Genomic DNA, 14,513 nt, shown 5'->3' with positions numbered 1-14,513 from the left:
TCACCTCAGTTCTGTTAAAAAGCTGGTTCCGAATTGAAGGCCTGTGAGGCCGAAATTATCCATGATGGTCATCCCCAAATCGGCATAGGTCTTGCGAATGCCGAGGTCGACAGCGTCTTTAAGGGACGGGCTGTAGGCCAGGACCGGGACGCGTTCCCGCGTGTGATCCGTGCCGTGCCAGGTCGGATCGTTGCCGTGATCGGCCGTGATGACCAGAAGTTCGTCATCCTGAATTTCCGCCATGAGGGGTCCTAAGTCCTTATCGAAGCTTTCCAGGCAATTGGCGTAGCCTTCGACGTCGCGGCGATGGCCGTACATGCTGTCGAAGTCGACGAAGTTGGCCATGAGCAGGCCCTGATTCTTGCGGTGGGCGGCTAATTGTTCCCGCAGGACCACCATGTCTTCGTGGTTATTGGCCGTGTGATACGACTCGGTCAGGCCGATATGGGCATAGATATCGCCGATTTTCCCGACACCGACGACGGCGTATCCCGCTTCCGATAAGTAGGAGAAGACCATCTTCCGCTTCGGCAGGCTGCTGTAGTCGCGGCGGTCGCCGGTACGGACAAAATGGCCCTGTTCGCCGATGAAGGGACGGGCGATGATGCGGCCCACTTCATATGGGCCGACGCAGACTTCGCGGCGCGTAATGTCGCAGATGCGGTACAATTCTTCTAAAGGAATGACGTCGTTGTGAGCAGCGATTTGGAAAACGCTGTCGGCCGACGTATAGACGATGGGCTTACCGGTCTTGAAGTGTTCGGCGCCGAGGCGATTGATGATTTCCGTTCCCGAAGCGATTTCATTGCCGATGTAGCCATAGCCCGTCTTTTCCGTAAAGGTATCAAGGAGATCTTTCGGAAAGGCCTTTTCAAAGGTCGGGAAGGGATTTTCGACGGGGTTTCCCATAAATTCCCAGTGGCCGCTGGTCGTATCCTTGCCCATGGAGATTTCTTCCATGAGGCCGTAGGAGCCGACGACGTCCGTATCTTCATGATGATGAATGTTGGCAACCTTCCCGAGGCCCATGCGGCGCAGATTAGGCAGGTTCAAGGGGACCTTGGCGTCGATGTGGCCGTAGGTATCGGCCCCTTTATCGCCGAAGCGTTCGGCATCGGGGGCTCCGCCGGCGCCGACGCTGTCGGTAACGATGACGATGATGCGATTGAATTTCATGTGCTCCCCCTTCCTATAATCCCGGCAGATATTTACGAGCCTTGGCAAAAGCGGCAATGGTCTTGGCATCGGTAATTTCGTTCTTATCGATGAGGGCTTCCACTTCTTGGGGCGTATAGTATTCGACGTTCATGAATTCGTCGTCGTCGAGGTGCTGTTTCCCCTTTTCAAGGCCTCTGGCTAAATATAGGTAAATCCGTTCGTTGCAAAAACCGGGCGACGTATAGACGTAGCCCATGGGCAGGATTTCTTTAGCCGTCACGCCCGCTTCTTCTTCGAGTTCCCGGGCGGCGCAGTAATCCGGCGATTCGCCGTCGTGTTCGATTTTCCCGGCCGGCACTTCCAGCATAGCTTCTGCTGCTGCATAGCGGTACTGGCGGACAAGGATAATCTTGCCGTCATCGGTCAAGGGCAAAATGGCGCAGGCGCCGAAATGCCAAACGGCTTCACGGGTGGCCGTCTTCTTTTCCCCACCCTGACCGTCATCAATGGACACGGTGTCGACCGTTACGTGGAGCACCCGTCCTTTCATAATTTCTTTACGGGAAACGAGGGTTTCCTTACTAATACTCATGTTATCATCCTTTCAAAAAAAGCTTCCCGAACTCCGCTGCTGCGAACCCGAGAAGCTTTTTATTCCAACGCCGACAGCAAGCCGCAGGCTGTATCCTTATATGCAAAGCGGCTCGGCGTCTCCGAAAATGATTCGAAGACGGCCGCTGTCTGAGTGTGGTTATGTTACAAATTTAGAAAGCGAACAAATCGTTCAAGCTTTCCGACATCGTCGGATGGGTATAGATGAAGTCGCGCAGGACCTGGTATTTCAAGTTGTTGTCCATAGCGAGTTTAACAAGGTTGATCATTTCATGGGATTCAGCGCAGAAGAGCTGAACGCCGAGGATCTGGTCGTCGGCACCGACTAAAGCCTTGAGGACGCCTTCCGGTTTACGCAGGACTTTGGCCTTCGGAATGGCCGCAGCCGGCAGATTCATGACCCGATATTCGATGTTCTTGGCCTTGGCTTCGCTTTCGCTGAGGCCGACCCGCGAGAAGGGCGGATCGATGAAGACCGAGTACGAGAAGGCACCACGGTTCTGTGTCGTCCGGTCACCTTTACCGCTCATGTCAGACATAATGATACGGCTGTCGTCGAGGGAAATGTAGGTGAACTGGAGATTGCCGCAGACGTCGCCGGCAGCCCAGATGTTGGGAACATTGGTCCGCAGGTGTTCGTCCGTTACGACAGCGCCTCTGTCGGAGAGGGCAATGCCGGCTTTCTGAGCTTCCAGGCCATCCGTGTTAGGACGGCGGCCGGTAGCCATCAAGATGGCGTCGCCTTCTAAGACCGTATCCGTATCGCCGACGGTGTAATAGAGGGTTGCCCCTTCGATTTTCGTCGTCTTGGCACCGGTTACGATTTCAATGCCCTTGGCTTCGAGGACGGAACGGATATTATCGGCGATATCCTTGTCTTCGCGAGGCAGGAAGACGTCGATATCCTGAACGACCGTGACCTTGCTGCCGAAGTTGGCATACATGGCGGCAAATTCCAAGCCGATGTAGCCGCCGCCGACGATGGTCAGTTTTTCCGGAAGTTCATCCAAGTCCATCATCGATTCCGACGTATAGACTTTGTCGCTGTCTTTGACACCGGGAATGCCGGGGATGACAGACGTAGCGCCGGTGTTGATGACGAACTGCTTGCCTTCGAGCTGGAGGACGCCGTCTTTCGTCTTGACTTCGACGTGCGTTGCATCGACGAAGGATGCCATGCCATCGATGACTTCGACGCCGGCCTGGATCAGTTTATTGTAGTTAGCCTTGTTCAAGGCGCCCGTCAATTCGCGTTTGCCTTCGACGGCTTTTTTATAATACGCAGCTTTCGCGGCGAAATCAGACGTCGGAGCCGTTGCCGCTTCGGTAATGAGGCGTTTGGACGGAATGCAGCCGACGTTGATGCAGGTACCGCCGTACATGCCGTTGTCTTTTTCGATCAAGGCAACTTTCTTGCCTTGTTTGCCTAATTGTCCGGCTAAGGTTTTACCGGCTTTCCCAAAACCAATTACGATAACATCATACATTTTCATAATTAAGCCTCCTTAATTAAAAATATATAATCGTTGGTATCCATTTATGACAGCAGTCCGGCAAAGTCTCCCCTGCCGGCCGTTGTTTCCTTGAAAAAGATTTTAGACGCCGGTGCTTCCGATGCCGCCCGTACGAAGGCCGCCGGCAGTATCGTCGTTGACGGTCAGGTACTTCATGAAGATGCCCTGACCGATGCGGTCGCCTTTTTCAATCGTATAGGCCACATCGTTCGTATTGTAGTAGGCGATCATAATATGGCCTTCATTATCTTCGTTATTATAGTAGTCGCTGTCGACGATGCCCGTGCTGTTGGCCAGCATGAGGCCCTTTTTAAAGGCCAGGCTGGAGCGGATGAAAATGGACAAGTATTCATCGCCTTCCATGAAAGCCTTGAGGCCCGTCGGGACGACGGTCACGGCATGAGGCGCCAGCACCGTCGTTTCAGCGGCTTCCAAATCGTAGCCGGCACTCTTAGCCGTCTTGCGAATGGGAATATGGATGTCACAATCTTTGTAGGCCGTGACGATTTCAAAACCTCTGCCCGTCATGACGGCCTACCGTTTCTGGCGGTCGCGATTGCCGCTGTGACCGCCGCGGGGACCGCGACTTCTGTGGGACGGAGCTTCGTCACCGCCGCCGAGGAGGGCTTTACGGGACAGGTTGACACGGCCCTGGCTGTCGATTTCGACGCACTTGACCATGATTTCATCGCCGACGTTGACTACGTCTTCGACTTTTTCAACGCGTTCCATGGCCAGCTGGGAAATATGGACCAAGCCTTCTTTCCCGGGCAGGACTTCGACGAAGGCGCCGAAGTTCATGAGGCGAGTGACTTTACCGACGTAGGTCTTGCCGACTTCTACGTCTTCCGTCAATTTTTCGATCCAAGCTTTCGCCTTGTCACCACTTTCGCCGTCGACGGCTGCGATGTAGACCAGGCCCGAATCGTCGATGTCGATTTTAGCGCCCGTTTCTTCGGTGATCTGCTTGATCATCTTGCCGCCCGGCCCGATGACGTCGCGGATCTTATCGGGGTTGATGTGCATGGAAATGATGCGCGGAGCGTAGGGAGACAGTTCCTTCCGCGGTTCATCGATGGCCTGCAACATCTTGCTCATGATGTGGAGACGGCCTTCGTGAGCCTGTTTCAAAGCCTGATCGAGGATTTCACGGCTGAGGCCTTTGATCTTGATATCCATCTGAATGGCCGTAACGCCTTTCATCGTACCGGCAACTTTAAAGTCCATATCGCCGAGAGCATCTTCCATGCCCTGGATGTCGGTGAGGATGGTGAAGTCTTCGCCTTTCGTGACCAAGCCCATGGCGACGCCGGCTACGGGAGCCTTAATGGGAACACCGGCATCCATCAGGGACAAGGTGCTGCCGCAAACGCTGCCCATAGAGCTCGAACCGTTCGATTCGAGGACTTCCGATACGACGCGGATCGCATACGGGAATTCTTCTTCACTCGGCATGACCTGAGTCAAGGCCCGTTCAGCCAATTTGCCGTGACCGATTTCACGACGGCCGGGACCGCGGGAGGACTTCGTTTCGCCGACGCAGAAGGACGGGAAATTATAGTGGTGCATGTAGCGGCGGTCCGTTTCCAGGCCGACACCGTCGATGTGCTGGCTTTCCGACAAGGGAGCCAGGGTGCAGAAGCTCATGATCTGCGTCTGGCCGCGGGTAAAGAGGCCTGTGCCGTGGGTGCGGGCAAAGAGACCGACTTCACAGCTGACCGGACGGACTTCGTCGACGCGGCGGCCGTCGGGACGAATCTTATCGACAGCGATCATGTGGCGGACGATTTCCTTGATCATCTTCTGAGTAATGTCGGCGACGTCGTCGCCATTATCAGGGTAGATGTCGGCAAAGTGTTCGTAGATGTCGGCTTCGACGGTGTTCATCTTTTCTTCACGTTCGATCTTATCGGCCGTGAAGATAGCCGTCTTCATGGCTTCTTCGCCGTAAGCGTGAACGGCTTCGACGATGTCAGCCGGCGGTTCTTTTTCGACGAATTCCTGTTTCGGTACAGAAATGCTGTCCAGGAAGGAAAGCTGGAATTCGACGACTTTCTTGATTTCTTCATGGGCGACCATGATGGCATCGAGAATCTGTTCTTCCGGAACTTCTTTAGCGCCGCCTTCAACCATGAGGATGGCGTCTTTCGTACCGGCAACGACGATGTCCATGTCACTCTGTTCGCTCTGAGCGACCGTCGGATTGATGACGAATTCACCGTCAACGCGGCCGACGCGGACACCGGCGATCGGGCCGGCAAAGGGAATATGAGACATGCACAGGGAAACAGAAGCGCCGATCATAGCGGCGATTTCCGGGGCATTATCGTGATCTACGCAGAAATCATAAGCCACGACGTGGACGTCATGACGATACGTTTTCGGGAAGAGCGGACGGATCGGGCGGTCGATGAGACGGGCAAAGAGAGTCGCCGATTCGGGCGGTTTGCCTTCTCGTTTAATAAAGCCGCCGGGGATTTTGCCGACAGAGTACATCTTTTCTTCGTAATCGACAGTGAGCGGGAAAAAGTCTGCGTCTTCACGGGCTTCCTTCGACCCCGTTGCCGTTACGAAAACGGCGGTGTCACCATACCGTACCAGTGCGGCACCGCTGGCTTGCTTCGCCAATTTGCCGACTTCAATCACCAGCGGACGGCCGGCGAAATCCATTTGGAATTTCTGTTCTTCCATTGTTACCTCCTTGAATCTTACAGGTGATAGGCACTAGTTTGGAAAAATCGGCGATTCGCCCAAACTACAACCTACCAACCTGTGTTCTGAAAAAAGGGCCGATGCAGTCACATCAGCCCTACAGTATGCGAAATTATTTACGCAAGTTCAATTTTTCGAGAATTGCACGATAACGATCGAGGTCGTGTTTCTGCAAGTAACCGAGCAAATTACGGCGCTGGCCGACGAGTTTCAACAAGCCGCGGCGGGACGCATGGTCCTTCTTGTGGCTGCGGAGATGTTCCGTCAAATAGGTGATGCGGTTGGTGAGCAGCGCGATCTGTACTTCCGGAGAACCCGTATCGTTTTCATTGGCACCAAATTCAGCTACGATTGCTTTTTTTTCTTCTACGCTTAACATTGTATCTTTCCTCCATGTGTAAAAAATTAAAACTTATTCGCAAAGTGCTAAGTGATCGTCGGAGTCATCGAGACACCGAGCACCCGTACGACATAGATATTATACTATACCCTGCCAGTTGTGTAAAGAATTTCCTACATAAATCGTGAAAATGTCCCTCAAGTCAAGACCGTCCCCTTACAAAGACGACGACCTCAGCGGACGGTGTCGCAGTGGTCCTTGGTTGCATCCGTGAGGTAGCTCTTGATGTCGGCCCCGGTGCATTTGCCGAGGTCGTCCCCTGCGTCGGAATCGTCACCAAGTCCGGCAGATTCCGAAGCGTCGCGTTCGACGTCTGCCCGTTCCGGTTCGTCCGGCCGTAAAAATACCCGGGGTTCGGACGCACCTTCTTCCGGATTGACGGCATCATCATCGTCACTTTCGACGAAGGACGGCGATTCCCGCAAGGCCACATCGGCGGCCAGTCCTGACAGACCCGTAGCAAACCACTGCCGATTCCCGGATTGGAAGACCTGCTGTTGTTCATCATAAGTAAGGTCGTCTTGTCGTAAATGGTCGGCCAAAACATCTTTCCAATCGCGGGCATCCCAGCAGTTATCGGCCCCGACGGCCAGATCATAAGCAGTATCCAAGCGAGAGTGAAGGGCCTTGCGGATTTCCCTAACGGCAATCGGGTCTTCGCAAAGGACCATCACGGCCAGCGTATCGTCCCGGGTGACTCCGCTTTCCTGCTGGAACCACTGCCAAAACCCGTCGAGGTCCTTCGCAGACCGGACATCGTAGCCATATTCATCTTGATGCCGGTGCCAATCGATGGAAATCCGATTAGCAGCCTCGTCATAGACCAGTGCGCCCATTTCAATGTTGTTCCCTGTCATGATGAATATGAATCGTTTCATAATATCTGTTTCCCTTCTTGTTTCACAGCCGACTGCCAAGCCTCAAACTGTCGGTCAAGCCGTGCCTTCGTTTTATGAATTTTCTTCTCTGCCGCGGCAAAATCCGCCTCGGTTCTTTTTTCTTCGGACTCAAAGTGAGCCTTTTGACCGTCCATGGCCATCTTCCAAGGCTCCGTCTGCCGCCTCATCGGCTCCGAAAGGGGCCGGCGATTCAAGGTCTTGGGCAGCGGGCGGTTTTGTTTTTGAACCATCCTTTGCCGAAAGGCCTCATATTCCCTACCGATTTCGATACCTTTTTTATCGACCTTCATCCGTGCCATTTCGATTGCTTCTTGCAGATTATGGGCCATAATATTACCTCGTATTCCCAGTATAAGCCGAGTCCGACTGAAAATCAATATCTTCGACAGCGACGCCCCGGTCAGCCTGGTCCATAACCGAATCAACCCGGTCCTTATACGTTTCGTAGACGGCCTGATCGTCACGGAGAGCCTGACGCCATTCGTGGATGCGCATACGGACGTCGTCTCCGGTCTTATCGGGATAGATTTCCTGATAGGCCGCAATGACGGCATCGCGCAGTTGATTGATTTTATCGAGGCTCATTCCCTGAGCCTTCAAGAAGTCATCGAAACGAACCGACGTAAATCCCAGTGCCTTAAAGGCATTGACCACGGCCTGCACTTCGCCTTGCGTCATATTGGCCCTGCCGATGGTGACGATGAAGTCTGACGGAATCTCGATGCCGGCGACTTTGCCCCAGCCTTCGGTGAGCCCTGCCGTCCCGACCGTCAGATAGCGAAGACGATTCTCTTTCAGTTTGCCATAGTCGATGGCTTCATCGGGAATCATCACTTTGAGATAGGCATAATAGTCATGGAGATTGTCAAAATCTTCCAGCCGTTTCCAATCGGGATGCTTCAACTGCCCCTGTTCGTCGATGGCACAAGCCTCTTCCAGCCGATAGCCGATTTCTTCTACCTTATCGTCTTCGCTAATGATGCCCAGTGATTTGGCAATCTTGGCGATGACCTTAGCCGCAGCTTCAATGATGATTTGCGCTACAATGGGCCCTAACACAGGACCTAAGGGACCGATAGCGATAGATGCCACCGCTCCAATGACGCGAACAGCTGCGCCGAATATTTTTCCTAAATTCCCGCCAATAGCCCCGGCTACATGAGCCAAGGCCCTGCCGGCTGTCTTGAGAGCACCGCTGACACAGCTTCCGATGGCTCGGACGGCACCGGTAAAGGCCCTTCCGATTCCTCCGACAAGAGAGCTAAAAAATCCCATACACCTCACCCTTTCTTACAAGCTATCAAATCCAGTCGATCAAGTCCAAGCGGTCAAGGGCCTCATATTTACCAAGCTCTTTTCCGTCGAGGACATCTTGAACCCACTCATCCAGCACGATTTTCCACGCTGTCGATGGCTTATCCGTCGGCAGTACATGGCAGAGATACGTCAAAAGTATGTCTTTCCCGCATTTTTGGCCTTCGCGCCGTATTTCGTCGTTCAAGGCATCGATCTTGTCCCAGGACGATTGGGAATTTTCCTGAAGGAGGCTGAAAATGGCATCATTCTTCATCAATTCCAAATAATGTTCTACATCCGTTTTTGTAACCTCCGGCAATTGTTCCAGCCCCGGCAGGATTCCCTTGCGGTAATGCCGTTGATAGTAGCCGACAGCGATGTCGTGAATGGCCTTCGGCTGTATTTCCTGATAGCCCGTCGTATCGGCCAGTTTATCGACCTGCACTTGCACGGCCTTGGTCCAATCCTGAGAAAAGACGACGGCCCGGCCGGTAACCAAGTTGGATAAAAAGGCTTTCTGAGTCTGATCCAGGGCCATCGTATTGCCGATCGTATCCTTATCGTCTTGGGCAAAGATTTTATGGACGATCTTGGTATTCGTATTCTTGAGCACTTCCGGTGTCATCTGGTCGGGAATCTGATCGGCAATGATCAGAGATTCGCCGTACTTTCGAACTTCGGCCAGCATATCCGTAAAGACCATGACGCCCTGCTTCTTGTTCTGACTGTCCCCGGGCTGATAGCGACTCAGGAGGCGGTGAGCTTCTTCAATCAAGGTGATATGCTGGAACGATTTCTTCTTTTGGCTGGCTTCAAAATGAGCGGCCTTGACGGCCTGCAGCAGGTTGGTCATGATGAGGCCCATGATCAGGGATTTTTCCGAAGCGTTCTTGATTTCTTCCAATTCGATGACGACGTTGCGCTTGATGATATCGCGAAAATCAATGGATCGCGGCGTGTTGAACATCATGCCCTTGGAGCCGACCAACAGTCCTTGAATATAAGCATGGACCGTACCGAGATACTCCGTGAACAGCCGTTCGTCAAAGCCCTGTTCGCGGATGATGGTCGGCATGATATCGTAAAAGTCCTGCAAGGTCGGAAAGGCATAGACGCCGTCGGCAAAGGGACCGTCCGCATCGTCAGGACCTTTCCCCTTCCATAGATTGGTACCGATGCTCCAGCCCTTATCTTCATAGATGCGGTAAATCGCCGCTTCCAAGAGCTGCGGGATGGCAGCCTGCATATCGAAGGTCGCTTCAAAGGTGGCCTTAATCATATCGGCCCGCGACGTAATCGACTCGCCGGGAAAGAGTTCAAAGGGATTTAAGAAGAAAGGAGCCACATCCTGGGCGCCGGGCGTAAAGAAAGTAATGTCCAGTTCAGGATGGACGACCTGCAGCAACCGATATTCCGTCTTAGCCGGTTCGACGACCAAGAAAGGCAGGCCGCTTTGAAGGAGGATGTTCTGACAAGTCGTCGTCTTGCCGCTGCCCGTAACGCCGGTAATGAAGGTGTGCATGCTCAGGCTTTTCCGGGACAGCATGACCGGAATCCGTTCCTGCACGCTGCCGCATTGGACCAATTTCCCTAAAGGCAGGTTGTCGTCGGGCCGCTTATGTTGGACTGCATTGAGGCCGAATTCCACTTCCTTACGGAGTTTCAGGCCGATGACTTCTTTCTGCGGCACGCCGGCCAAAATACTGAGCTGATCGGCAGACAGCCAATTGCCGCAGTACAATCGTCCGCCGGCACAGGCCTTGGAAAAAGCACTGTACAAATAGGACTTGCCGGCATGACCCGTAAATCGATAGGGAATCTGTAAGTTCTCCAACCGATTCCGATAAAAAGCGTCCGCTTCGCCAAACTCACGGAAGGTCAAGGGCATGCGGTTCCCCTTGGGGCCGCTGTATAAGGAGCCGATCGTATTGGCCAGGCGGTATAAGGTCGTCCTTTTATCGCTGCACAAATAGGCGCAGGACAGGAATAATCCCTTCCCTCGGCCGTCATCGACACGGGGCATCAGGACCTCGTCAATATACTTCAGCCAATCGACGGCCGTCTTCTGTTCCAATTCCATCTGGTACGATTGACTGGTATTGCTGACCCGTCCCCGCACCGTCCCCTGCACCGTATTTCGGCCATACGCCAGAGATACATTGCGCTGGGTCATGTCACCCCGGCTTTCCGACTCGTTCGTCGTCGTATGGTGGCCCTTACTTTCGGTCATGCTACTGGAATACATTTCGTTATTCTGCCGGCTCATGCCGTTTGAATTCATAGTTTGCGTCCCCGAGCCACGGCCGTCGTCGGTCGTCGTGTCCGAACTGCCGCCCTTATGGGTGTTGGAAGACATACTGGTATGCTCCGTCTTCTGCGTCGTCTCGCTGCCCGATTCCATCGTACCGACCTGAATATTACTCAGCTCATCGCGGCGGCTGTCGACGCTCTCACTCTTTCCCCGACTGTGATTGACCGAAGACTGGTCGCTCGTACCGCGGCTGACGCCCTTGTTCCAAGTCTTGTTGACCTGTTCACTTTCATTGTCCGTATGGCTACGGTCATAGCGCCACTGGCAGCGTGCCAGCGGGCCCAACTTATCGGCCACGACGGAAAGCTGACGAGCCACGGATTCTATTTCTCCTCCCTCATAGGGTCGGGCCAAGACGACTAAGGCAAATCGTTCCTGCCCCGACATGACGTCGACCAGTCGTTCGACGCCTTGGAAGTTTTCACTCTTCTCATCGATAGTCGGAACCCCTTCGAGAATGCCGCCATACGGGCTTTGGGCCAAGACGTCGAGGATGTCCTGCTTCTCGTCGTTATCGCTGATCAGCTTCAATTGGCAGCCGCGGAAATTCCCGCGCAGGGCCGGCTGAAGGATCTCATTGCCCACGTCGGTAACGCTCTGAAAAGTAGGGTCCGGGCAGGACAAGTCACCGGCGACGCCGAGATAAAATCGAACGCCTTCGGGCGTACCTAAAATTAAATAGACGAAGTGGATGCCCTTCATATGGCGAAAGGTTCCCATGACGTTTTCCATGGCCTCCCGGCGGGGCGCCTTTTCTTCATAAGTAATCTCATCCAGACGGAACAAGGACAGCTTGGGAAGGCTCAAAGCCGGGCCCAAGTCCTTCGGAACCTCGCCGCCTCCGGCCGTATCCGGAACGCCCTGCTCCAAAAAGGCCATGGCCTGTCGGGACGCTGTCAACGCCGATTCAACTTGATTTTGGGATGCCTCATCCCTTATTTCCCCTAATTTCATCAGTTCACCTCAATGTTTGACGAATTTTATGTTTCTGTGCCACGCAGTCGGAATCTTTAAATTCAGCCCCCGTGCCCACAGCGTATTCGACGGCGTCGGGCGCGACTTTCCGCAGGAAGAACGCGGTTTTGATTGTCTTCTCGCTTCTTCTGCTCTTTTTCGGCATCGTTTTTCTTGTCTTTCCGTCCCGTTTTACTGCCGTCGGTAAACAACAGAATTGTCCATTCTTTGTCTTGCCACTCTTTGATTTCATCGGGCCGTTCTTCCCAGATGGGACGCATGGCTTCAGCCAGGCATTTGCGGTTCATGAAGGAAATCTGCGTCGCATCCCTTTCGGCCAGGATGAGGGTCTCCGTTCCGGCCGGAGCCGTGCAGCCGTGAGGCAGGGCGATGGGAATGGCGTTCTCCCGCATAGTGCCTAAATTGGTGCGGAATACTTCAAAAGCCAGGACGTTGAGGATATTTTCGCCGCCCAAATAGGGATCGCCGCCGCGGCCGAATTGATGGATCTCGAACTTATGACGGCGCGGATTGGCGGCCTTCTTTTCGATGCCAAAGTCAAAGTCCGTCGTACCGCCGCCAAAGTCGAAGACGCCGTAAGCCGTGATGTCCTCCTTTTTAGCCGGTTCCAGCCCGTACGCCTGCAGGGCAGCCGCCGCGTAGGCTGCAGGTTCACTGGCTCCGGCGTAGACTAAGAACCAATCCATGCATTCTTCGTCCGCTAAGATAGCCGGCGGCAGGGACTTTTTCAAGCCCCGCTCAAAGCTCTTGAGCAATTTAGTGCGGACAGCCAAATCGTAGTTGACCGGGAAGGACAGGATGTAGTCCAAATAGATGCCGTGGCGCATATTATTGATGTAGAGGCCTAAGTAGTAGGCGTAGATTTCGATGGGATCGAGGTCGTCGTCATCGAGTTCCAAGTAGGGCTTGAGCTTCCATACCTTGCCCTTGCGGTCTTTCAAAAGCAGACGACGGTCTTTTTCATGGGCCCATTGCTTCAGTTCACTGAAGACGGCATAATAGACGGAACTGTCCACATCCTGTTGGAGCAGGGCCTGTTCGGCCTGATGAGCTACGGTCACATCTTCCCACTCCGTAAAGGGACGGCCGATCCGCTGTCCATAGGCCGATGCAAAGCGCTCTAAATCGCGGAGTTCGACAACCGTCGGGTTTTCGTAATCTTTCTCCTTGACGGCCTTAGAAAAGTCGCCGGTGCCGATGCGCAGGAGGCGGGCCCCGTCCTCACCGCGGCAGACGACGACGGAACTCTTGGTGCCGAAGTCGATGGCACAGGTCCCGTTGGCCACGACGTCGAGCTGGGGCGGCCGGGCCGTCCAGACCTGATTCGCCGTCAGCGGTACGGTAATCGAATCGGCTTCGGGTGCTTCAAAGAGTTCCCAATGGCCCTTATTGATGTCCGACAAGGCCGTATCGGCATAGGGTTCCAGATTGGCCCGTCGGTAGTCGCATTCCAATAGGTCCTTCCGCAGCGACAGATACTCACCTTGGTACTTGGTTTGACCGGACTTGAGTTCTTCTATGATGCCCGGTAAGTTAAACCGCCATTGAAAGACCGTCTGTCGAAAACGGCCGTGGAGGACATCGTCTATAAATTCATCACGACGAAAAGATACTCGATTGTCCTCAAAAGTCCAATCAAGGTAGGCATCAAGGTTTTGATAGTATGATAAAAGCTGATTATAAATTGCTTCTTCTTCCTCACTAAGTCCTTCCGGTACTAGGCCCTTTTGCAGCCATGTCAATAATGTCTTAGCTGGAGTCAAGCCCGAACTATCCTTGCAGTCCAGGCGAGCGATCATAATCATTAACATATAGATGTCTGAAACGTAATCTTTCTGTGTGCTTTCCTTATTGATATCATGATACCGTAGCCGCGGACGAGAACCGCAATCATAATCTGTATCGACAAAAAAACTTCTACTCCAAGAATTGAAATTTTTAGGAAAATTAGAAATTGTACCATCTTCTTGAATATAAGGATTGCCATTTCCCTTTTTAAAGGTTTTCCCTGCTTCTCCTGGTGATGCTAGGACAAACTCGATGCCGTCGACAGTCAGTACCTTTGATTCATAATCAAACTCCTTAAGTCCCACACAGACATATAATCCTCCACTATACAAATACATTTCACAATAGGGTAGTGCCACCTTATCATTCTTAGGATATAATGCGGCTACGTCGCGGTCATACCAGACTCGTTTATTTTTCATCTTGACGAAGCGCTTGTCGATTAATTTTTGACAGGCTTGAAATACAAGGTCGATTTTCTTTTCTATATCGTCACACTGGACACGAACGTCTTCCATAAAGGAGTCTTCGAAGTCCTGTTGGCGCACGTAGATTTCACTGACTTGGGTTGGCCGCTTAGTGGATAAGTTTCTCCCCGCCATTTCTATTTTATGAGACGAGGTTACGACGGTCGTCGTCTCTTCCCTTGACGTCGTCTGCTGCACGGTTTTGCTGTCAGGGGATTTTGTCGTCTGAGTTCCCTCTCTATGAGATGAAGTCACGACGGTCGTCGTTTTGCGTCTATTTGATGACACCATGTCATACTACCTCTTTTCGCTAATAATCTCCAATATCGATACAAATTTACGAGGAGCCGACAGATTTCAGGCTTATCCCGCTCCCCGTTT

At 53.1% G+C, this 14,513-nt stretch carries 11 protein-coding genes; all 11 read right to left on the bottom strand.

The window, feature by feature from the left end; all coding sequences use genetic code 11:
- On the bottom strand, positions 1-1,176 hold the full coding sequence (locus UCI88_RS07120) for a phosphopentomutase (RefSeq protein ID WP_256179295.1): 1,176 nt from the start codon (positions 1,174-1,176) through the stop codon (positions 1-3).
- A 13-nt stretch (positions 1,177-1,189) separates the two neighbouring features.
- Positions 1,190-1,750, bottom strand: a complete 561-nt coding sequence (locus UCI88_RS07115) for an NUDIX hydrolase (RefSeq protein WP_062411710.1) — start codon at positions 1,748-1,750, stop codon at positions 1,190-1,192.
- A gap of 172 nt (positions 1,751-1,922) precedes the next feature.
- Complete coding sequence (locus tag UCI88_RS07110) at positions 1,923-3,263, bottom strand: FAD-dependent oxidoreductase (protein ID WP_256179296.1); 1,341 nt, start codon at positions 3,261-3,263, stop codon at positions 1,923-1,925.
- 102 nt (positions 3,264-3,365) lie between these two features.
- The gene (locus UCI88_RS07105) at positions 3,366-3,812 is read right to left on the bottom strand and encodes a dCTP deaminase/dUTPase family protein (RefSeq protein ID WP_256179297.1); all 447 of its coding nucleotides are present in this window, start codon (positions 3,810-3,812) and stop codon (positions 3,366-3,368) included.
- A gap of 6 nt (positions 3,813-3,818) precedes the next feature.
- The gene (locus tag UCI88_RS07100; RefSeq protein WP_330024158.1) at positions 3,819-5,975 is read right to left on the bottom strand and encodes a polyribonucleotide nucleotidyltransferase; all 2,157 of its coding nucleotides are present in this window, start codon (positions 5,973-5,975) and stop codon (positions 3,819-3,821) included.
- Positions 5,976-6,108: 133 nt separating this feature from the next.
- Positions 6,109-6,375, bottom strand: coding sequence for a 30S ribosomal protein S15 (gene rpsO, locus UCI88_RS07095; protein WP_065360842.1), 267 nt, complete (start codon positions 6,373-6,375; stop codon positions 6,109-6,111).
- A 194-nt stretch (positions 6,376-6,569) separates the two neighbouring features.
- Positions 6,570-7,274, bottom strand: coding sequence for a hypothetical protein (locus UCI88_RS07090; protein WP_044503629.1), 705 nt, complete (start codon positions 7,272-7,274; stop codon positions 6,570-6,572).
- On the bottom strand, positions 7,271-7,624 hold the full coding sequence (locus UCI88_RS07085) for a hypothetical protein (RefSeq protein WP_044503628.1): 354 nt from the start codon (positions 7,622-7,624) through the stop codon (positions 7,271-7,273). Before UCI88_RS07085 ends, UCI88_RS07090 begins: the two co-directional genes overlap by 4 nt.
- 4 nt (positions 7,625-7,628) lie before the next feature.
- Positions 7,629-8,570, bottom strand: coding sequence for a hypothetical protein (locus UCI88_RS07080; protein WP_044503627.1), 942 nt, complete (start codon positions 8,568-8,570; stop codon positions 7,629-7,631).
- A gap of 25 nt (positions 8,571-8,595) precedes the next feature.
- The gene (locus tag UCI88_RS07075) at positions 8,596-11,856 is read right to left on the bottom strand and encodes an ATP-binding protein (RefSeq protein ID WP_256179299.1); all 3,261 of its coding nucleotides are present in this window, start codon (positions 11,854-11,856) and stop codon (positions 8,596-8,598) included.
- 62 nt (positions 11,857-11,918) lie between these two features.
- Positions 11,919-14,423, bottom strand: a complete 2,505-nt coding sequence (locus tag UCI88_RS07070) for a hypothetical protein (protein ID WP_330024156.1) — start codon at positions 14,421-14,423, stop codon at positions 11,919-11,921.
- Positions 14,424-14,513: the final 90 nt, after the last annotated feature.

This window comes from Megasphaera massiliensis, assembly GCF_036305205.1.
Lineage (GTDB): Bacteria > Bacillota > Negativicutes > Veillonellales > Megasphaeraceae > Megasphaera > Megasphaera massiliensis.
The sequence above is the reverse complement of the archived record's forward strand: the minus strand, read 5'-3'. Positions and strand labels throughout refer to the sequence as shown.